Origin of the sequence: Rufibacter radiotolerans (assembly GCF_001078055.1) — a bacterium.
Taxonomy (GTDB): Bacteria; Bacteroidota; Bacteroidia; order Cytophagales; family Hymenobacteraceae; genus Nibribacter; species Nibribacter radiotolerans.
Genome location: NZ_CP010777.1, coordinates 4,759,900 through 4,780,174, shown reverse-complemented (window position 1 = coordinate 4,780,174; position 20,275 = coordinate 4,759,900). Strand labels below are relative to the sequence as shown.

The following is a 20,275-nucleotide window of genomic DNA, read 5'->3' as shown; positions in this document are numbered from 1 at the left end:
GATATTGAAAATCCTGGCATTTAGGTAGGGGCACTTTTGATTGCCTTCTGGTATAGTAAACGGAAAAGGGCAAACACAAGGGATTGCCCCTACGTTTGAAACACCAGAAACAAAAAGCCCTGCGAGGATTGAAACCTCGCAGGGCCAGTAAGAATTTCCGTTTTGAGCCTGTTTTCTTAAAAACGGCCTCAAAACGGATTATAGTTTCGCTTTCAGGTACTTGGCGGTGTGGTTGTCTTCTTCCTTCACCATATTCTCTGGGGTGCCTTCAAAGAGCAGGTGGCCGCCGTTGGTGCCGCCCTCCGGGCCCAGGTCAATGATCCAGTCAGCGCACTTGATGATGTCCATGTTATGCTCAATGATGAGAACCGTGTTGCCGTTTTCCACCAGTGCGTTCAGGGCGGTCAAGAGTTTAGAGATGTCATGGAAGTGCAGACCGGTGCTGGGCTCATCAAAGATGAACAGGATGTTGCCGTTGTGCGGCGTGGCGCCTTTGGTCAGGAACGACGCCAGTTTCACGCGCTGGGCCTCACCGCCCGATAAGGTGTTGCTGGATTGCCCCAACCGAATGTAGCCCAGGCCCACGTCTTGCAGCGGCTTGAGTTTCTCCAGAATCTTAGCCTGGTCTTTGAAGAAAATAAGGCTATCATCAATGGTCATGTCCAGCACTTCAGAGATGTTCTTCTCATGGTACTGAATGTCCAGGATGTCCTGCTTGAACTTCTGACCAGCACAAGCCTCACAGGTGAGGTAGATGTCGGCCATGAACTGCATCTCAATCTTCACCTGGCCTTCGCCCTGGCAGACTTCGCAGCGGCCACCTTCAATGTTGAAGGAGAAATGCGATGGCTTGAACCCACGGGCTTTGGCCAAAGGTTGGTCAGCATACATGGTCCGGATGGCGTCATAGGCTTTCACGTAGGTCACCGGATTAGACCTGGAGGACTTGCCAATGGGGTTTTGGTCCACAAATTCCACGTGCGCCACCTTGTTGAGGTCTCCGCTCAGTTTGTCAAACTTACCGGTAGCATCGGCGTGGCCGCCGAGGGATTTGATCAAAGCCGGGGCCAGAATCTTTTTTACCAGCGTAGACTTACCCGAGCCGCTTACGCCTGTCACCACGGTCATGACATTGAGCGGAAACTTGGTGGTCACGTTCTTGAGGTTGTTCTCACGCGCGCCATGCACTTCTATGCAATTGCGCCACGGTCGGCGCTGGGCAGGTACCGGAACTTCCATACGGCCACTCAGGTAACGACCGGTGTAGGTGTCGCTTTTAAGCAAATCCTGGAATGTGCCCTGAAACATAAGATTTCCGCCGCCAGAACCGGCTTCCGGACCAATGTCCAGGACCTGGTCGGCTACTTCCATCATGCCTTCCTCGTGCTCCACCACAATGACGGTGTTGCCCATTTCCTGCAAGGTGCGCAGTACGCCAATTAACTGGTCTGCGTCTTTGGGGTGCAGGCCAATGCTGGGCTCATCCAGAATGTACATAGAGCCTACCAGCGCGCTGCCCAAGGAGGTAGCCAGGTTAATGCGTTGGCTCTCGCCGCCAGACAAGGTATTGGAAAGACGGTTCAAGGTTAGGTAGCCTAGGCCTACGCGGGTCAGGTAGCTCAGGCGATTGGTCACCTCGGTCACCAATCTATCGGCCACGGCCTGGTCATGGGCACTTAGTTCCAGGTTCTCAAAGAAGCCCAGGGTTTTGGTGACGGGCATAAGCACCAGGTCGGTGATGCTTTTACCACCCACCTTCACGTAGCTGGCGTCCTTGCGCAGGCGCGAGCCTTTGCAGTCTGGGCACGCGGTGCGGCCACGGTAACGGCTCAGCATGACGCGGTACTGAATCTTGTGCGTCTGCCCCTGAATATGCTTGAAGAAGTCGTTAAGGCCGCCAAAGTATTTGTTTCCGGTCCATAGCAACTCCTGCTGCTCCTCGGTTAATTCATTATAGGGCCGATGTATGGGAAAATCAAAGCGAACGCCATTCTTGAGCAAAGGCTGTAGCCACTCGTTCTGCTTTTCGGTGCGCCAGGGCGCAATTGCCCCTTCATACACCGTCAGGCTTTTGTCTGGGATGACCAGATCCGGGTCAATGCCTAGCACGCTGCCCCAGCCCTCGCAGGTCTGGCACGCGCCGTAGGGGTTGTTGAACGAGAAGAAATTGACGTTCGGCTCCTCAAACACCATTCCGTCTAGCTCAAAGCGGTTAGAGAAAACACGGGTCTCCTCTCCTATTCTGATGTGGCATTCCTCATGGCCCTCATAGAAAGCGGTCTGCACTGAGTCTGCGAGGCGCATCTGCAGGCTTTCGTCTTCCTCATCTTGCTTAATGACGGTACGGTCAATCAGGACATGCACCTTGCCTTTGGGCTCGGGCTTGCCTTCACTAATGAGTTCTTCAATAAAGAAGGGCTCATTGTTGAGCATGACCCTGGAATAGCCTTTCTGCAGAAGCAGGTCAAGTTCTTTGCTGAGCTTTCGGTCTTTGGTTTGCTGCAGCGGCGCCATGATCATGATGCGGGTACCGTCTGGCAGCGTCATGAGAAAGTCTACCACGCTGCTCACGGTGTCTTTTTTCACCTCATTGCCAGACACCGGCGAAATGGTCTTGCCAATGCGGGCGTACAGCAGCTTGAGGTAATCATAGATCTCAGTACTGGTACCAACCGTGGAGCGGTTATTTTTGATGCTTACCTTCTGCTCAATGGCAATGGCCGGACTGATGCCCCTAATGTAATCCACGTCGGGCTTGTCCATGCGGCCCAGGAACTGGCGGGCGTAGGAGCTCAGGCTCTCCACGTACATGCGCTGCCCCTCGGCGTAAAGCGTGTCAAACGCCAGGGAGGATTTACCGGAGCCGGAAAGGCCGGTCACCACAATGAACTGGTTGCGCGGCAGGGCCACGCTCAGGTTTTTTAAATTATGGACGCGGGCCCGTTTGATGATGATGTTCTCACGGGCGTCTAGTGCGTCTATTTCTGAATCTTGTAGGAGATCTTCTGTCATAAGGAATTATAGCCTCTCTGTAACAACAACCGCGGCAGAATAATTCTGTTTATACGGGTATTCTACAGCGCCAGACCAAGCCGCAAAGGTACGCATACGCAACGGGATTTAGAAGGGTAGCCCATATGCCGTTTTAAGGCCGTTTTGCCCGAAACCCGGCAGAAACAGTGGCAGAAACTTGCGCTTATTTGGCATTGTGTGTAACTTTCTAACCGCAGTTCTCGCTTGAGAGTACCTAGCACTTATTTATTCACTTACTAAACAACAAGTACTACCATGGGAAAAGGAGATGTTAAAAGCAAAAAAGGTAAAATCAGCAAGGGTTCATTTGGCAACAGCCGCCCTAAGAAAGCAAAAAACGTTGCTTCCAAAGCAGCTAAGCTGGAAGTAAAGAAAGCGTAGTCTTTTTTACATAAAAGCAGCGGGGCCCGCCAGAGATGTTCTCTAGCGGGCCCCGCTGCTTTTGGTCTGTTTTTGGGAAAACGGGCTGGAAACTTGGAATGATCTGCTAGAGTGCGTCATCCCGGGCCTTCAAAGGGGGACGAAATGCGTGCTCTCCTGTGTAAACACCCCCCTTTACCCCCCTCAAGGGGGGAGTCTGCGTTGAAGAAGCGGTTCTGTGTTTTGAGGGTGTTTTCCGGAAAACGTGCTTAAAACGCAATCCCCATTTCCCCACGCATTTCCCGATTCCAGTCTTTACCTCGAGCGCCTCGCTTGTGGCCCTGGACAGACCCTAGCTAAAAGAGAAAGGCAAAGGTAGGCCGCAAGGGCAGTGCGAGGGGGAAAGACGGGCCCCCGCGGCCGTGAGCGCTCGGAGGGAAACCATGAAACATGAAAGCATAAGGACTCAGGCGACAATGCATGCCACGCCAGCAACAGCCAACTGCATGCACCAAAGCGAAAGCACAAAAATCAAAAACTCAGCTTCCGCAGCTTATCCGCTTTCCAGGCAGTAAACCCCACAATCAGCAAGGTCATAGACCCGCCAAACACTACAGACGGCACCACCCCCAGCAACTTCGCCGCCAGGCCCGACTCAAAAGAGCCAATCTCATTACTAGACCCCACAAAGATGTTGTTCACGCTGGAAACCCGGCCTTTCATGTGCTCCGGGGTAAACGTATGAATGAGCGTGGACCTTATAATCATGGAGACACTGTCCAGCAGACCACTGATCAGCAGTAACCCAAACGAGAGCCAGAAAACGTTAGACAACCCGAAGCCAATCATACAGGCCCCAAACCCGGCCACGCACCAGAGCATTTTCTTGCCGGCGTTGTGGGTGATCGGCCGGTAGGCCAGGAAGAGCGCCATGCCCACGGAACCAATGGCCGGGGCCGAACGGAGAATACCCAAGCCCTCGGGGCCCACTTTCAGAATATCAGAAGCAAAGACGGGCAGCAGGATCACGGCGCCGCCGAAGAGCACCGCAAACATATCAAGGGCCAGGGCGCTCAGGATGATCTGGTTACCGAACACAAATTTGAGTCCGGTCTGCAGGCTTTCCTTGATGTTGAGTTTGGGGCCTTCGGTGGCAGGCAGTGGCCGACCGGCGATGAAACTGTAGAAGAGAAACGAGCACAGCACCAGCGCCGCATCTACGCCAAAGGCCATGGTCACGCCGCCAAACGCGTACACCAATCCGCCAATGGCCGGACCCGCCACCGAGGCCGCCTGCCAGGTAGTGCTGCTCCAGGTAATGGCGTTGGCGTACAGCTTGCGGTCTTTCACCAGCTGGGGCATAAAAGAAAAGACGGCCGGCCCCATGAAGCCGCGGGCAATCCCACTGAGGAAAATAATGGCATAAATAGGTAAGGTTCCCCAGACCCGCAGCACGTGGCCCACATCCAGGGTATACGCCAGTAGCGCCAGCGAGCAGAATAGCAGCACGGCCAGCACGGTCATGATAATGCGCTTGCGCGGCACCATATCGGCTACGTGGCCGGCATACAGGGCTACGGTGATGGAAGGAATGGCTTCGGCCAAGCCGATGAGGCCCAGGGAAAACGGGTCTTTGGTGAGGTCATAGATCTGCCAGCCCACCACCACGGCCTGAATTTGCATGGCCAGGGTAATACAGAAACGGGCCGAAATGAACCGCCGGAATTCCGGGAGGCGCAATACGGCGTAGGGGTCATGCCGTTCTTCAGGGGCTGGGAAAGGTGTCGTCACAGAGAGTAAATAAGAAAGGCAAAGGTAGGGGTATTTCCGGGAGGGGAAATTAATCTTGACAAACGGAACGTTTCGCTAAAATAGGTGTTGGCTATATAGATTTTGCCCTGCATAGTAATGTATAAGGTCAAACTCAGTAAGTTTACCACGTCAATACACTACTTATGTCTCCTATATTTATAGATGCTATTGCGCTTACCTACCGCCCGGATTTAGACGTGCTGTTTCTGCGCTGGCCCCAGCCGGTGTATGCCTTCCCTACCCGTGACGTGTACCAGCAAGTGCTGGAACTGGCCCAGGAGACAAAGTCCCGCTTCTGGCTGTTTGATATCAGGAGCCGCGGCCCACTTTCTCAGGAAGACGCCCTGTGGGTGCAGGAATCTTTCTACCCCCAGTTACATGGGCAGTTGGGCCGGTCTATCTACGTAGCCTACCTGCTTACCCCGGCGCACGCCGAAGATCCGGACACCATTGCTTTTGGTGAGCTTTTAAGAACCAAGGAATGGTATGGCCAGGATGCAGATTTTGAAGGCTTCACCTCTGAAACAGACGCCCTACAATGGCTAACCGAACGCCAGAATGTAGAGATACAATCTTAATTTAGAGTAAAAATAAAAAGAGAAGGCCCGGTAGTTGAAGCTACCGGGCCTTCTCTTTTTTATGGTTCTGTAACCTGAGCCTAGGCTCTGCGGGTATGTTCTTCCACTATACCGCGCAGCCACTTGATCATCATGAAAATGGCCCCGGCCGCCGCCAGGGTCACGGCAAAGTTAAGCAGGAAGAAAAACGCCTTGTTATCATAACGGTCCCACATACTAGCCAGTACCCCAGACAATTTGTTCCCGATAGAAGTCGCCAGAAACCAGCCGCCCATCAATAAGGCCGTCAATCTAGGCGGGCTCAGTTTAGACACCAATGAAAGGCCCATGGGGCTCAGGAAGAGTTCCCCCACCGTTACCACGGCGTAGGTTCCAACCAGCCACCAGCCCGCGCTTTTCTCGGTCCCGTTATCGCTGGCGTACACGGCGCCCACCATCACCAGGGTAGAAAGGGCGGTAATGAAAAGGCCCCAGCCAATCTTAGCCGGCGTGCTGGGCTCTTTGCCCCGTCGGCTAAGAAACCCAAAGAAGGACACTACCACCGGGGTCAAAATTACTACAAAGAACGGGTTCACCGATTGGAAGAGCTCCGTAGAGATAAGGGCTAGGGATTCTCCGGCCTTCGGCCAGAAACCTTTCTCCAGGTTGTTCAGGTAAGGGTCAACGCCCTGTTTGGTCACTACCTTGCCGTCGGCATCGGTGGTGGTCCGGAACATGGGGTCGTAGGCGGGAACGGTTTTGGGCTCGGTGTCTACGCGCTGCACCATACCCAAGGTCTCGGCGGGTTTGGCAATGACGGCCGGCATGGTACGGTCGGTGTAGCTTTCGGCCCAGGTGGTGAGGGCGGTACCGTTCTGCTTGAAGACGGCCCAGAACACCACTACCACCCCAAAGATGGCCAGGAGCGCCGCAATGGGGCGTTTGTCCTCGGCAGAGGCTTTGGCGTACAGACTCACGTAGAAGAACACGATGGGCAGCGCCCCGAACAAAAACGCATCAGTAGAGTCTGACCCGAACACGTTACCCGGAATCAGGAACCAGCTGGCAATGCCGCACAACACGGCCGGTAACAGCACAATCCCGAAGATCTTCCCCAACGACATGTCATTGGCCTGCACGGGCTTGCGCACATCCGCCTCGCGGTACTCTTTGTTGCCCATCCAGAACACCAGCACGCCTATGAACATACCAATACCGGCGGCCACAAACGCGTAGCCCCAGCCGTAGTTGTTGCGCATGTAGGCCGCCACAAAGTTGCAGACCATGGCCCCAATGTTAATGCCCATGTAGAAGATGTTGTACCCGGCGTCTTTCTGCGGCAGGTACTCGGGCTTAGAATACAGGTTGCCCAGCAGCGTGGAGATATTAGGCTTAAAGAAGCCGTTGCCCAGAATGATAAGCCCCAGGGATACATAGAAAGCGGTGTCTCCTTTTATCGCAAGGCCGCAGTAGCCTATGCCCATTAAAATACCGCCCAGCGAGATGGACAAACGGTAGCCCAGCACCCTATCGGCTAGGAGACCGCCCAGGAATGGGGTCAGGAAGACCAGGGCAATGAAGGTTCCGTAGATGTCTGAGGCCGTGCCCTTGTCCAGTTCCATGCCGCCCTTCTGGGCATCGGTCATGTATAGGAAGAAAATACCCACCATGAGGTAATACCCGAAACGCTCCCACATTTCAGAGAAGAAAAGGAAATATAACCCCCGCGGGTGTTTTGCAGCTGGTTCAGACATCTAGGAAAAGAAATTACGTGGTTAGAAGCTTTGAAAATAGAGAATTCTCCATCACCAACCAACTAACATGCGTTTTCAAGCCGTTTTTGCCCAAACTTGCCCAAACTGATGAATGTCATTTCAGGGCCTGGCACCATTCTTTAATCTTGCACTGTTATAGCCAGAGAAGAAGCACAGGAGAAAAAGAAATGCAGGAGAATACCAAGCCAGACATTACCACCGAAGAAGACATTAAGACGCTGGTAGATACTTTTTATGGGCACGTAAACCAGGACGACTTGCTGAGCCCGGTGTTCAATGAGTTTGCGCAAGTGGACTGGGAACACCACCTTCCCAAGATGTACCAGTTCTGGAGCACGGTGCTGTTCGGGTCCATGGCCTACAAGGGGCAGCCGTTCCCCAAGCATTTTTCCATGCCCATTGACCGTACCCACTTCACCCGCTGGATTGCCCTGTTCAACCAGACCGTAGAAGAACTTTTTAAGGGCCCTATGGCCGATCAGGCCCGGCAGAAAGCCACCAGCATCGCCAACATTTTCCAGATGAAAATGGGCCTGTACAGCGCCCCGCTGGTAAAGCCGTAAAGCTGTTTTAGGGCCGTTTTACAGAAAACAGGCCTGAAACGGAATGTTTTTTCCGGGGCAGGCGTTTCTTTTTTGAAAACCAATCGTATATTTACGATAAACAATTACGACCCATGGCCTATACCAAGACCGAAGCCTTTGATGTGGAGAGCGTAGAGCTGGCCAAGCTAGCTAAGGCCCTGAGCCATCCGGCCCGCATTGCCATTCTCCGGCTGTTGGCCCAGCGCCAGAGCTGCATCTGCGGCGACATTGTGGCCGAACTCCCGCTGTCTCAGTCTACGGTGTCACAGCACCTGAAAGAACTGAAGCAGGCCGGCCTCATCACCGGTGACATTGATGGCCCCCGGGTCTGCTACTGCCTTAATGTAAAGCAGTGGCAGGTGGCCCGCACCTTCTTTGAGAAATTGTTCACAGATTTAAATTCATGCACCGCTTCTAACTGTTGTTAATATGAACACTACCGCTGTTTTCCCAAGAATGCACGTGAGCTACTACGTGTCAGACATTTCCAAAACCGTAGCCTTCTATACTTCCTTCTTCGGGCAGGAGCCCGTGAAACAGAAAGCCGACTATGCCAAATACGTGCTGGACTCGCCTTCTCTGATCATCTCGTTTGTGCAGAACCCAGAGCGCGTGAAGGCTAATTTCGGGCACCTGGGCTTTCAGGTGGAGACTGAGGCCGAGCTGCACACTAGATTGGCCGCCATTAAGGAACGGGGCCTGCCTATCTTAGAGGAAATGGGCACCAACTGCTGCTATGCCACGCAAGACAAGTTCTGGGTTACCGACCCAGACGGGGTGCAGTGGGAAGTCTATTATTTCCACGCCGATGCCGAGTTCAACGACCCGCATTACGCCTCTGAGGAAGCCAGCGCTTGCTGTATGCCGCCGGCCCAGGCCACCATTGAGATGCCGGCCCAGAAACCAGAGAAAACCTTTATGCCGCTCTCGTCTTTAGGCGTGATTGAGACCGAAGGCGCCAGCTGCACCCCGGGTGGCGGATGCTGCTAGGCATATAGATTGAATGAGTGAGTGGACAGGTGAAAGGGTACGTTAACAGGTTTGGCATTTCTTTCATCTACTACCCTAATTAAATAAAATGCGTTTTGAGCCTGTTTTCATAAAAACAGGCCCAAAACGTTTCTTCCTTCTTTTGCCAATGGGGAAGCCCCTATTCTTAAAAGCAACCTATGAAAATAGCTTTCTTCTCTGATATTCATGCGAACCTACCGGCTCTGGAGACGGTATTGGCAGACATTGACGCCCAGAACCCAGACGCCGTCTATTGCCTGGGCGACCTGGTAGGCTATGCTACCCAACCCAATGAGGTGGTGGAACTGATTAAAAGCCGCCGCATCCCTACTATTGCCGGTAACTATGACGAGGGCATTGGCCTGGCCAACGGCGAGTGCGGCTGCGCCTACAAAACCGACCTGGACAAAGACTTGGGAGTCCAATCCATTGCTTACACAGATTCAGTAATCACCCCAGAGCACCGCCAGTACCTGCGCATGCTGCCCCGCCACATACGGTTAGAGTTCCAGAACCCAAACCTTAACTTAATGCTGGTGCACGGCAGCCCCCGCAAGATCAATGAATACCTGTTTGATGATCGGCCGGAGGCCAGTTTGCTCCGCATTATCAGAGATGCCCACACAGATGTGCTGCTCTTCGGGCATACGCACAAGCCTTACCACCGCGTGCTGGCTTATGAAGAAGCCGGCCAGACCCGCTATTGCCACGCCATAAACCTGGGCTCGGTGGGCAAACCCAAAGACGGAAACCCGCAGGCCGGGTATGTGCTGCTGCATCTGAATGAGAACACCTCTACCACAGACGCGCAAAGCCTGCAGGTGGAGTTCAGGCGCGTAGACTATGATGTGGAAAAAGCCGCCCTGGCCATTGAAGCCAGTTCCCTACCCAATGACTTTGCCCAGATGCTGCGCACAGGCGGAAAATAATGGAATGATTGAGTGATTGAATGATTGAGAGAATAGAAATTAGGTCTTACTAATCATCTTCAAATCATTCCATCCCTCAACCATTCAATCTCTCAATCATTCAATCATTCAATAAAAAATGGCTCAAACCGCTACTCCCCGGCTTTCTTTCCTGGACCGTTACCTTACCCTCTGGATCTTTCTGGCCATGGGCGTGGGCGTGGGCATCGGGTATTTTTATCCTACCGCCACTAAGGGCCTGGACCGGTTCCAGAGCGGAAGCACCAACTGGCTCATTGCCGCGGGCTTGATTCTCATGATGTATCCGCCGCTGGCGAAGGTGCGCTATGAGCAGCTAGGCCGGGTTTTCAAAGACGTGAAGATTCTGATGCTGTCATTGGTCCAGAACTGGCTGCTGGGTCCGTTACTTATGTTTTTCCTGGCCATTACCCTGCTGCCCGACAAGCCGGAGTTTATGGTGGGTCTGATTTTGATCGGGTTGGCGCGCTGTATAGCCATGGTGCTGGTCTGGAACGACCTGGCCAAAGGCGACCCTGATTATGTGGCGGGGCTGGTGGCGTTTAACAGCATCTTCCAGATTGTGTTCTACAGCGCCTACGCTTATTTGTTTATTACGGTGCTGCCTCCGCTGTTCGGGTTGGAAGGCAGTTTAGTGGAAATTAGTATTAGTGAGGTAACCAAGAGTGTCTTGATTTACCTGGGCATTCCGTTCGCGGCCGGGGCCCTTACCCGGCTGGTGCTGTTGCCCCTAAAAGGAAAAGAATGGTATGAGAAAAAATTCATTCCGGCTATTAGTCCCATGACGTTGGTAGCGCTACTGTTTACCATTGCCGTGATGTTCAGCCTGAAGGGAGATTTGATTGTGCGCTTGCCGCTGGATGTGGTACGGGTAGCCATTCCGTTGTTCATCTACTTTATCATCATGTTCTTTATTGCATTCTGGATGGGCCGCAAAGCCGGCGCCGATTATGGCAAAACGGTTTCTCTGGCCTTTACCGCCGCCAGTAACAACTTTGAGCTGGGCATTGCCGTGGCCATTGCCGTGTTCGGGATTGACTCTGGGGTAGCATTTGCCACCGTGATCGGCCCCTTGGTAGAAGTGCCGGTGCTTATAAGCCTGGTGAATGTGGCGCTGCGCTGGAGATCTAAGTTCACGCCTTCTACTTTGCAGTAGATACAGAAGAAATGGGTAAAAACCAGAAGCGGCAGCCTTTTAGGGCTGCCGCTTCTGGTTCTATATATAATTAAGATGGAAGTCGTTTTGTACTACAACCGGTTGAAGCAACTTCCATTCTGGAGGAGGGGGAAAAGAAATGAGGGGCTCTGCATTCCAACAGCACGACTCCTATCCGCCGCCTCACTTCTTTTTGCCTTTATAAGCAGCTTTCTACTGCTTACTACTAATAGTAACTCCCTATTAAAATCATTTATGCGGCTAGTCATTGATGCACCTTGCAGCGCTATCAAGCTTCTTCGCCGACGCGTAAGCTTGTTCCTTCTATAAAGGAAAACCGCCTATCACTTTATTTTCACGTCCTGCCCCTTCAATCAAAAGAACCAGCTGAATTAGCACTATTGCTATTTGCCTTTAAGCCTGGTTCAGGAGAAAACCTGCAACCCAATTGGGTAATTAGCAGTTCTCAAGAAAGTCAAGAGATTTGTTTTCATTTGAAGGAGGGCCTTTTTATAGCCTTAACCCCTTTATTTCAACGTTCCTCTTATTCAATCGCTTACTTTTCCTGGTTTTAGTAGCCTTTCTGTTTCCTTCAGGCTACCCTTGTATATACGCCCTCCTTTTCTGAAAGATGTGCCATTAATTGCACTATTAAAAGAAGGTGTCTGTATCTTAATAATTCCCTGAGTCTCTGGGCCTATTAATTCAGGAATAAGCCTCCATCATAGAAAGGACAAATGCGTATAAACAGGCTCACAACTATTTTGCACTACTATGAAAAGCCTTTTCCTTTTTGTTTGCCTGCTCCTGGGTACCTGGGTTTGTTTGCCAACCGCTAGCTGGGCCCAGCAAGGCCAGGACACTATGATTACGCGGTCCACTATCAAAGACAACACCATCTTCTGGCAACAAGGCAAGCTGGTACAACATAAAGGCGGAAAGCTTTACGCCGTAGAGGCCCCTATCCAGTACAGCAACGGCACCACGGTGTCGCCAGACGGGCAGGTGCGTATGCCAGATGGCAAAACCTATACCCTTAAACAAAAGAATGCAGTAAGCCCGCAGGGGCGCGTGGTGCTGGTAGCCGATGATATTTTCACCTACAACACTATTATAGAGCAGGAGAAGAAAGTGGTAGGCGACACGGAAACCCGCATTACCACGGTAGACGGCAAGATAGTATCCGTAGGGAACAACAAAGGCAGGACCACCTATCCTTTAGGCCAGGTTAAACGCACGCAACTGTTAGAGCAACGGGTGAAACTGCTGGAGGAACGTGCTGCCCTGCTGGAGAAAAACCTGACCGCTCAGGAGCGCAAAAGCATTGAAGCATATTATAATGGCCTCAACAAACAGCTGACGGCCCTAGACCAGAAACTCCAGGCACTGCCCGCCCAAGTCAAATAAGTGACCCCTTAAAGCTTACAGCCCTTTGAATCCTTCGCTGCCTTCCCTTCCGTCTTCTTTGAAAGTAAAGCGCCCCTGGGGCAGATTCAGAGATATAGTCCTTATTCTTATTGGCATTGGTTCTGCCGCGGTGGGCCTGAAAGGCTTTCTCATTCCTAACCATTTCATAGACGGGGGCGTGACGGGCTTGTCTATGCTGCTCTCCCGCAGCACGGGCATCCCGCTGCCGCTCCTTATCCTGGTAATCAACTTGCCCTTTCTGCTGGCGGGGTATAAGCAGGTGGCCAAATCGTTTGCCATCAAAAGCCTTTTTGCAGTGTTGGGACTGGCCACGCTACTCATTTTCCTGGATTTCCCGTCTATTACAGATGACAAGCTGCTCACGGCGGTGTTTGGGGGCTTCTTTCTGGGGGCGGGCATTGGTCTTTCCATTAGGGGTGGCGGCGTGCTGGACGGCACCGAGGTGATGGCCCTGCTCCTGAGCAAGCGTACCAGCCTCACCATTGGCGACGTGATTCTGCTCATCAACCTGATTCTTTTCATGGGCGCGGCCTTTCTTTTAGGCGTGGAACCGGCCATGTACTCGGTGCTTACCTACCTTACCGCCTCTAAAACCATTGACTTTATTATACACGGTATTGAGGAATATACCGGCGTGACCATTGTCTCGGTGCATAGCCAAACCATCAGGCAGGCCATTCTTACCCAGCTGGGCCGGGCCGTGACCATCTACAAAGGTCAGCGGGGGTTTTCAGGCGATGAGGTAGACATTCTGTACTGCGTGGTGACTCGTCTGGAGGTACAGCGGCTAAAGGTGTTGATCTCAGAACTGGACCCTTCGGCCTTTTTGATCATGCACAGCATCAATGACACCTCGGGCGGGATGATCAAGAAGCGGCCCCTGTCTCATTAATTTTTTGCCTTTCACTACTTTTTTATCCACATGTCCCTATTTTTGCCGACCACCAACAGTTTAAAAACTTTTTTGGTGCAGTATTTGAGGATTATTTTCTACCGCAGGCTTCTGTTTTAAGCCTGATTTTGAGAAAGTAACCCGAAACCAGAAAAAATTTAACAGTCAAAGAGCTTTCCACCCTTTGCTTTTGAAAGGCTCGTTTTCTATATTTGATCATAATAAAACCTATCTAATAACGCTAACCTCACAATATGGCCTAGACCTCTACGTTACCTTATTTGTAGATTTAGATGAATACAGTACAGCTTAACGATTCGGCATTAGTATCGTCGTATATCGCTGGTAACGAGAGCGCATTTGAGGAATTGGTTAGCCGCCACAAAAGCAAAGTTTATACTACCGTCCTGCTTATAGTAAAGGATACCTACACAGCCGAAGACCTGCTACAGGAAACGTTTGTGAAGGCGATCCATACCATGAAAGGCGGCCGTTACAACGAAGAAGGAAAATTTTCATCCTGGATCTGCCGTATCGCCCATAACTTGGCAATTGATTATTTCCGCCGGGAGAAACGGAGTCCGTTGATTACCCTGGAAGATGGCAGCAATGTGTTTAACACGTTGAGCTTCTCTGAGGAGTCTGTGGAATCTGTGAGGATCAAAGAGGAAACCCATGCCCACCTGCGTGAACTGATTCAACAGTTACCGCCGGCACAGAAAGAGGTGCTGATTATGCGCCACTATGCAGACATGAGCTTCCAGGAGATTGCAGAGGCTACTGGTGTTAGTATTAACACCGCATTGGGCAGAATGAGATACGCATTAATCAATTTGCGGAAAAAAATGTCCATTGATAAAACAGCCTATGACCAAAACCTTTACTCAACATGATCTTGTACAGTACCTTTACAACGAACTGCCCAAAAAGCAGCGTCTAGCCCTGGAAGAAGCCTTAATGGTGGACCAGGATCTGGCCGAGTGCTGTGCCGACCTGCTCCTCACCCAGCTACGCCTGGAGGACGCCCTGACCCAACCTAGTGACCGGGTCACCAACGCTATCATTAGTTACTCCAAATCTGTGAGTTTGCATCCGTAATTGTACCCTTCTTATCAAAGAAGCCCTGTCTACAACTGTAGGCAGGGCTTCTTTGCTTTTAGTCTGTTCTGGGTACGGTTTCCCGCTGAGGTAAGGTAACAGGATTTGAATAGGTGGGCCTGAACCGGTAACCGCCAGTCTGGGCACTGCTATGCCTTGAAATATACTTTAAAGGTGGAGCCTTGACCTAAGGCAGTCTCCACCTCAATCTTACCGCCTTCCTCTTCCACCATGTTCTTTACTATATACAACCCCAACCCGCTGCCGTCCTCGTCCTCTTCCAGCCTGGTGTGGCGTTCAAAGATCAATCCTTTCTTGTCTTCGGCAAAGCCACGCCCGTTGTCGGTTACGGAAAGCACGGTGTATTCACCGGCACTCTCCGTTTTAATGCACACCTCTGGCGGCCTGCCTGGTGCCTTGTACTTGATGGCATTGCTCAGCAGGTTGTAGACAATACTTCTTACGTTCTTGCGGGAAAGGTTTACCTCTGATTTGTGGATGTCGGTACTGACCTTGGCACCGGAGTCGTGGATCTTGTCTTTGAGGGCAAGCTGCGCTTCTTCTATCAGGTTCTCAATATTCACGCGCTCAGCGGCATTGGCAAAATCAGTGTCGCTTTCCCTGATGTCCGTTAGCTCCGTTACCGTTTTCAGGACATTCTCTGCCGACCGGCTCAACAGGTCCAGTATCTCCCGGGAGTCTTCCTTGCTACAGGAAGGGTCTTTGAGGAGGCTTACCAGGTTGCCCATACTTACCAGCGGCCCCCTTACATCATGTGAGACAGAAAAGATAATGGTCTGGTAACTCTTGTTCAGCTTTTCATACCCGGTTAAGACCTGGACACGGTCGTCTATGTCTACAAAGGTGATGATGACGCCATTCGCCCGGTTCTCTTTCCTGATGAGGTAAGGCAGGATGTTCATCTGGTACCATTTCCTGTCAGTGGTCTGGATGTCCTTTTCCAGGCTTTTGCTGCTGGCTATCACCTCCTCTATGTTCTCAATGATGGTAGGGAAGCGGATATTGTTCGCTACCTCATTTATGTGCCTGCCTACATCGCTGTCTGAGAGGCTAAAATGGGTCATGGCGGCTGGGGTGAACTTCCGGAGGATCATATTGCCATCCACGAAAAGTTGCGGGATGATGGTGTTGCTGAAATAGTTCTCCAACTCATCATTCAACACGATTATCTTATTATGTGCCTCCGTATTCTTGGCTGGTTTCCCCATGGGTGATCCTGGATATGTATCTGATTATAGGTGTGGCTCCTTGTAGGCCCTACTACTGCCAAGGTTCCCGTATTCGAGTTCAACTCAAATTTGGTTGCATGGGTTATTAAACGTTTTTAAAACTTTGACGGTAATGCGGTTACAAAGCTTATTCTTATAAGCCATTTGTAGCTGAATGGAGTGTTTGCGACATTGGTATATGTAACGCTGTTGGGTTAGGTCAAGAGCGCCTTTTACCTGGTAAGGACCAGACCTTTTTTGCGCCTATCTTTGCGTTAAACCCTTTGGTGTTTGGGCTAACGCGTATAGCGCTTATCATTACCTTTTTGGACCGGCTTCTGTAGGAGCGCTGTAAAGGAATAGCTTCTCTTTATAAGATTAGAAATACTTACTATCCGTTTACAGGGAAATAAAGACAGGATATTAATCAAACATAGTATTCATCAACACGCTTTAGATACCACTTAGGCAGGTTTTAAAGATGATCTGAATACGTAAAGGATAAATTTTTTTATATGCGAAAGCCAGAACGGTACCGGCACCTCATCTCCTATTTCACAGAGCATTTTCCAGAACCAGAAACGGAACTGGACTACCGCACGCCCTATGAATTGCTCCTGGCCGTAGTCTTAAGCGCCCAGTGCACCGACAAACGGGTGAACCTGGTCACGCCGGCGCTGTTTGAAGCCTACCCCTCGGCCGAAGTATTGGCCTCCGCTACTTCTGACGAAATCTTCCCTTTTATTAAAAGCATCTCTTACCCTAACAACAAGGCCAAGCACCTGGCCGGCCTGGGTAAGATGCTGGTAGAGCGCTTCGGCGGCGAGGTGCCCAGCACTATGGAAGAACTCCAGCAGCTGCCGGGCGTGGGCCGCAAAACCGCCAACGTCATCTCGTCGGTGATCTTTAACATGCCTGCCATGGCCGTAGACACGCACGTGTTCAGGGTCTCTAAACGGTTGGGCCTGGTGAGCGCCAAAGCCCGCACCCCGCTGGAAGTAGAGAAAGAGCTGCTCCAGCACATACCCGTAGACCTGGTGCCCAAAGCCCACCACTGGCTTATTTTGCACGGCCGCTACATCTGCTTGGCCCGCACCCCACAATGCGAACGCTGCCCCCTCACCCACTTCTGCTCCTACTACCAAAAGAACTGGCCCAACAAACCAGATGACCCAGAGAACAAGCTGTAGCTGTTTTAGGCCTGTTTTTGGTAAATCATGCTCAAAACAGGAATAACCTTTTCTCTCAAGGGATAAAGGGTTTTATTCAGTTTATCTGTAGATTATGGCAGGCAAACCGAATACAATTCTGTTTAGCAGCTAGTTGAGTGGTATTATAAAATTCTTAATGAAAACAACACTAATCCTCATCTTGGGTCTTTTAATATTTCAAATAGCCTATTCACAAGAAATATCTAAGGAGGAAATTCTGAAGCATGGAATTGAAACTATAACTGTGGTAGACGCAGATGGCAAGAGACTAATCGAGTTTTTCAATGAGAAGGGTGTAAAAGTCAAAGCAGGCGAAATAGAGAAAGATGGTACTTTTATCCTTAATGAAGAATACCTATACAATGCTTCAGGCCAACTAGATGAAGTCATTAGATATAATACTGAAGACGGAGTTCACTCAACAAAAAAACACCAATACAACGCACAGGGACAACTGATAAAAGCCGAGCTTTTTGATGGTGCTGAAGTTGATATTACCTGGACATATACTTATGATACTGCTGGGAACAGGATAAAAGAAACAACAAAATCAGGCACCTCTGGCAATTCTGTCACAGTGTACCAGTATGACAGCAATTCTTACTTAACTCAAGAGGACAAGTCCAATAATACAATTGGAAAAGAAGAGAAAGTCAACTACAAGTATAATGACAGAAGACAGCTTATTGAGAAGAAAACCAAGGACTACTTTAGCGGTACTACCATAACACAAAGTTACGAGTACAATAATGAAGGAAAGCTAAAACAGCTAAAGGATAAATCATCAAATGGCGTTTCTATGGTTATAGATTATGCCTATGATGAAAAAGGTCTTTTGGTAAGTGACACTTGGAAAGGCTCATTAAGCAAGGAAGCTTACACTACTCTTTATGTAGTTAAGAAAAAGTAGAATTATAACACCTAGCCGTCAGATCCATCCTACGGCTGTCACCGGCGGTTACACAAGTACATTGGTAATTAAAAAACAGAATTGAATAAAGAAAAAGGCAAGTTCAATTGGGCTGCTATTGGCTGGCTAACCTTCTCTACCCTATGGATATTAGAAGGAATAATCTTCATCATCAAGGACAAAGCAATAATTGGTCTTCATAGGGATTCAAGCCTTAATATAGTTGGGGGCTGGCTAATAGTTCTGGTTGGTTTAGCTTTCCTTTATGTAGCTTTCCATTCTCTCTCGCCATTCGGCAGTGTCAGGAGCTTTATGCGAGGAATTTCGGAAAACAAGAAGAAAAGGTCACACAAATCCGGCTGACATCATTTTCGTCGGATAAATTTACAAGGTTAAAGGCGAAGTAAATTGAAGAGATCTTTCGCTAAAATTAATTAGAGTACGTTTTTGACCTGTTTTTTGTAAAAGTGGCCAAAAACAGGAAATCATCAATTAAAATTAGTGGCGGTACAAAAGAACAACTTTTGCCAGCATTGCACTAACGCCAGCCTCGGCTCAAGGACTTACCGCCATTTACACGTGTTCGTTAGTGGCAACCCAAATTAGTTAAAGGCATGGCTTCTAATCCAAAGCTTATCCTACTAAAAATCATCCATACGCTCATATGGGTGTTTTTTAATGTAGTCATCTTTTACTTGCTATACGCGGTTATAGCAGATAAAATAGACAAGTGGGTTTGGATTTGCGTAGGGCTGGTAATTTTGGAGGGGGTGGTGTTATTGATTTTTAACCGTTTCTGCCCTATTACTTTAATAGCCAGGAAATATTCAGATTCCCAACAAGACAACTTTGATATTTACCTTCCTAATTGGCTAGCCAGGTACAACAAAGAAATTTACACCACTATTTTCCTGGTGGCCTGCGCCATCTTAGTTTACCGGTTGCTGACGTAGCCAAACCAAAAAACCAAGGGCGAGCCTGTGGCCGCACACTTTACTGCTGCCGCACTACTTTCTCAAAGATGTCTTCCAGCTGAGGCACCATCTGTAGCCGATCAAACTGGTCTTTTGCTACCTGCGCAGCCTGCACCCGCATGGCCGCCATCTTCTCCCCATTACCCAGGTGTTGCACCAAAGAAGTAGCCAGGGTCTCAGCGCCGCCAGCCGGAACGTACCAGCCACAGTGGTGCTCTTCCACCAACTTTTTGGTCCAGCCCGGGTTGGTCACCACCACGGGCGTGCCCACGGCCAGGCTATCAAAAAGCTTGCCCGGCGAATTGGCCTCCAGCACGGGTAGGTCAATAAACGACACCACAGACACCGCCGCTATAGAAAAGAGGTTGAACACGGCATGACGCGGTTGCGGCGGAAGGAGAACGATGTTCTGCTGCTGCCGGGCCGCTTCCTCTAGCAAAGGCGCATCATACCCCTGTCCGGTAAACACGAAGCAGATATGGGGGTGGTCTTGCAGGAGTTTGGCAGTTTGTACCAGCATAGGAATATCATTGGCCCGCCCGTAGGTACCGGCATACAACACCACCTGCTTGTCTTCCAGCCCCCATTGCCTGCGCAGGGCTTCCTGTTCTAATGGGGCCATAGGCTGGGCCGGAATATCCGTGCCGTTTACCAGGATGGTAAGCTTATCGCGTGGGATACCTTTGTCTACTATATACTGCTCCATATCCGGGGAAAGCGGAATGATATGGGCTGCTTGCCTGTACAAAGAGGCTTCCATCTGGTATAACTGCCGCTGCGCTAATTTGGAAGGAACGGCTCCCATTTGGATAGGGAAAGATGGCCATAGGTCCTGCACCTCAAATACCCAAGGCACCCGTCTTAGGGCTGCCACTTTACCAGCCGCCCAGGCCGTAGTCAAGGGCGTAGAGACGCCCCAGATCACATCGGGCTTGGGCATTTTGAGTCCTTTCACCAGCGCCTGCGCCGCAAAAGACCCGAACGACTGCAGCCGCTGCACCACGCCCATTTTGTTATGGTAGGGCCCATCAATAGAAATTAACTCCACGCCCGGCGGCACCCAATCATACAAGTGCGTGAGGCGTTTACTTTCCCAGGCGTTGGAGGTGATGAGCGTGATCTGGTGCCTTTTCGCCAGTTCGGCCATAAACGTATAATGCCGGCACGTAGCGGGGCAGTCTGGGTTATGGTGGTACTGGTGAAACAGCGCGATGTGCATGGATTAGCTAACAGGAAAAAGAAAGGTGTTTTGGGCCTGTTTTCAGAAAAACAGGCCCAAAACGGAAAATTTGACTCTA

The 20,275-nt window shown here is 50.6% G+C and carries 19 protein-coding genes; 14 read left to right on the top strand and 5 right to left on the bottom strand.

Going from position 1 to position 20,275, the window contains the following annotated elements; all coding sequences use genetic code 11:
- Positions 1-198: 198 nt before the first annotated feature.
- The gene (uvrA, locus tag TH63_RS19545; protein WP_048922443.1) at positions 199-3,012 is read right to left on the bottom strand and encodes an excinuclease ABC subunit UvrA; all 2,814 of its coding nucleotides are present in this window, start codon (positions 3,010-3,012) and stop codon (positions 199-201) included.
- A gap of 276 nt (positions 3,013-3,288) precedes the next feature.
- Here uvrA and TH63_RS20040 point away from each other — a divergent pair, with 276 nt between their 5' ends.
- On the top strand, positions 3,289-3,414 hold the full coding sequence (locus TH63_RS20040; protein ID WP_076606551.1) for a 30S ribosomal protein THX: 126 nt from the start codon (positions 3,289-3,291) through the stop codon (positions 3,412-3,414).
- A 510-nt stretch (positions 3,415-3,924) separates the two neighbouring features.
- Here the strand turns inward: TH63_RS20040 and TH63_RS19540 are convergent.
- Entirely contained in the window at positions 3,925-5,184 is a 1,260-nt protein-coding gene (locus tag TH63_RS19540) for an MFS transporter (RefSeq protein ID WP_048922442.1), read from the bottom strand.
- A 164-nt stretch (positions 5,185-5,348) separates the two neighbouring features.
- On the opposite strand from TH63_RS19540, the gene TH63_RS19535 reads away from it, so the two are divergent.
- Positions 5,349-5,783 carry a hypothetical protein gene (locus TH63_RS19535; protein ID WP_048922441.1) on the top strand — a complete coding sequence of 145 codons (435 nt, stop codon included), beginning with the start codon at positions 5,349-5,351 and terminating at the stop codon, positions 5,781-5,783.
- 80 nt (positions 5,784-5,863) lie between these two features.
- Here the strand turns inward: TH63_RS19535 and TH63_RS19530 are convergent, their stop codons facing one another.
- On the bottom strand, positions 5,864-7,516 hold the full coding sequence (locus tag TH63_RS19530; RefSeq protein WP_048922440.1) for a peptide MFS transporter: 1,653 nt from the start codon (positions 7,514-7,516) through the stop codon (positions 5,864-5,866).
- Positions 7,517-7,704: 188 nt separating this feature from the next.
- On the opposite strand from TH63_RS19530, the gene TH63_RS19525 reads away from it, so the two are divergent.
- From TH63_RS19525 to TH63_RS19485, 9 genes are all read left to right on the top strand, one after another.
- The gene (locus TH63_RS19525) at positions 7,705-8,100 is read left to right on the top strand and encodes a group III truncated hemoglobin (protein WP_048922439.1); all 396 of its coding nucleotides are present in this window, start codon (positions 7,705-7,707) and stop codon (positions 8,098-8,100) included.
- 113 nt (positions 8,101-8,213) lie between these two features.
- Complete coding sequence (locus TH63_RS19520) at positions 8,214-8,549, top strand: ArsR/SmtB family transcription factor (RefSeq protein WP_048922438.1); 336 nt, start codon at positions 8,214-8,216, stop codon at positions 8,547-8,549.
- A gap of 1 nt (position 8,550) precedes the next feature.
- Positions 8,551-9,111, top strand: coding sequence for an ArsI/CadI family heavy metal resistance metalloenzyme (locus TH63_RS19515; RefSeq protein ID WP_048922437.1), 561 nt, complete (start codon positions 8,551-8,553; stop codon positions 9,109-9,111).
- A gap of 179 nt (positions 9,112-9,290) precedes the next feature.
- Positions 9,291-10,061, top strand: a complete 771-nt coding sequence (locus TH63_RS19510; protein WP_048922436.1) for a metallophosphoesterase family protein — start codon at positions 9,291-9,293, stop codon at positions 10,059-10,061.
- A 118-nt stretch (positions 10,062-10,179) separates the two neighbouring features.
- Positions 10,180-11,235, top strand: a complete 1,056-nt coding sequence (gene arsB / locus TH63_RS19505; RefSeq protein WP_048922435.1) for an ACR3 family arsenite efflux transporter — start codon at positions 10,180-10,182, stop codon at positions 11,233-11,235.
- A 774-nt stretch (positions 11,236-12,009) separates the two neighbouring features.
- Positions 12,010-12,642: a DUF6799 domain-containing protein gene (locus tag TH63_RS19500; RefSeq protein WP_197088601.1), complete on the top strand. Its 633-nt coding sequence runs from the start codon at positions 12,010-12,012 to the stop codon at positions 12,640-12,642.
- Positions 12,643-12,667: 25 nt separating this feature from the next.
- Positions 12,668-13,555 (top strand): YitT family protein, encoded by an 888-nt coding sequence (locus TH63_RS19495; RefSeq protein ID WP_231583514.1) that lies wholly within the window; start codon positions 12,668-12,670, stop codon positions 13,553-13,555.
- Between the two features lie 293 nt (positions 13,556-13,848).
- Positions 13,849-14,448 carry an RNA polymerase sigma factor gene (locus tag TH63_RS19490; protein WP_048922433.1) on the top strand — a complete coding sequence of 200 codons (600 nt, stop codon included), beginning with the start codon at positions 13,849-13,851 and terminating at the stop codon, positions 14,446-14,448.
- Positions 14,423-14,653, top strand: a complete 231-nt coding sequence (locus tag TH63_RS19485) for an anti-sigma factor (RefSeq protein ID WP_048922432.1) — start codon at positions 14,423-14,425, stop codon at positions 14,651-14,653. Before TH63_RS19490 ends, TH63_RS19485 begins: the two co-directional genes overlap by 26 nt.
- A 149-nt stretch (positions 14,654-14,802) precedes the next feature.
- Here the strand turns inward: TH63_RS19485 and TH63_RS19480 are convergent, their stop codons facing one another.
- Positions 14,803-15,882, bottom strand: a complete 1,080-nt coding sequence (locus TH63_RS19480; RefSeq protein WP_048922431.1) for a sensor histidine kinase — start codon at positions 15,880-15,882, stop codon at positions 14,803-14,805.
- Between the two features lie 515 nt (positions 15,883-16,397).
- Between TH63_RS19480 and nth the strand changes: the two genes are divergently transcribed.
- The 3 genes from nth to TH63_RS19460 all read left to right on the top strand — a co-directional run bounded on the left by nth (position 16,398) and on the right by TH63_RS19460 (position 18,956).
- Complete coding sequence (nth, locus tag TH63_RS19475) at positions 16,398-17,072, top strand: endonuclease III (RefSeq protein ID WP_048922430.1); 675 nt, start codon at positions 16,398-16,400, stop codon at positions 17,070-17,072.
- Positions 17,073-17,229: 157 nt separating this feature from the next.
- Complete coding sequence (locus tag TH63_RS19470; RefSeq protein ID WP_048922429.1) at positions 17,230-18,003, top strand: RHS repeat domain-containing protein; 774 nt, start codon at positions 17,230-17,232, stop codon at positions 18,001-18,003.
- Positions 18,004-18,617: 614 nt separating this feature from the next.
- Positions 18,618-18,956, top strand: a complete 339-nt coding sequence (locus TH63_RS19460) for a hypothetical protein (RefSeq protein WP_048922427.1) — start codon at positions 18,618-18,620, stop codon at positions 18,954-18,956.
- 40 nt (positions 18,957-18,996) lie between these two features.
- On the opposite strand, the gene TH63_RS19455 is transcribed toward TH63_RS19460, so the two are convergent.
- Complete coding sequence (locus TH63_RS19455; protein ID WP_048922426.1) at positions 18,997-20,196, bottom strand: glycosyltransferase family 4 protein; 1,200 nt, start codon at positions 20,194-20,196, stop codon at positions 18,997-18,999.
- Positions 20,197-20,275: the final 79 nt, after the last annotated feature.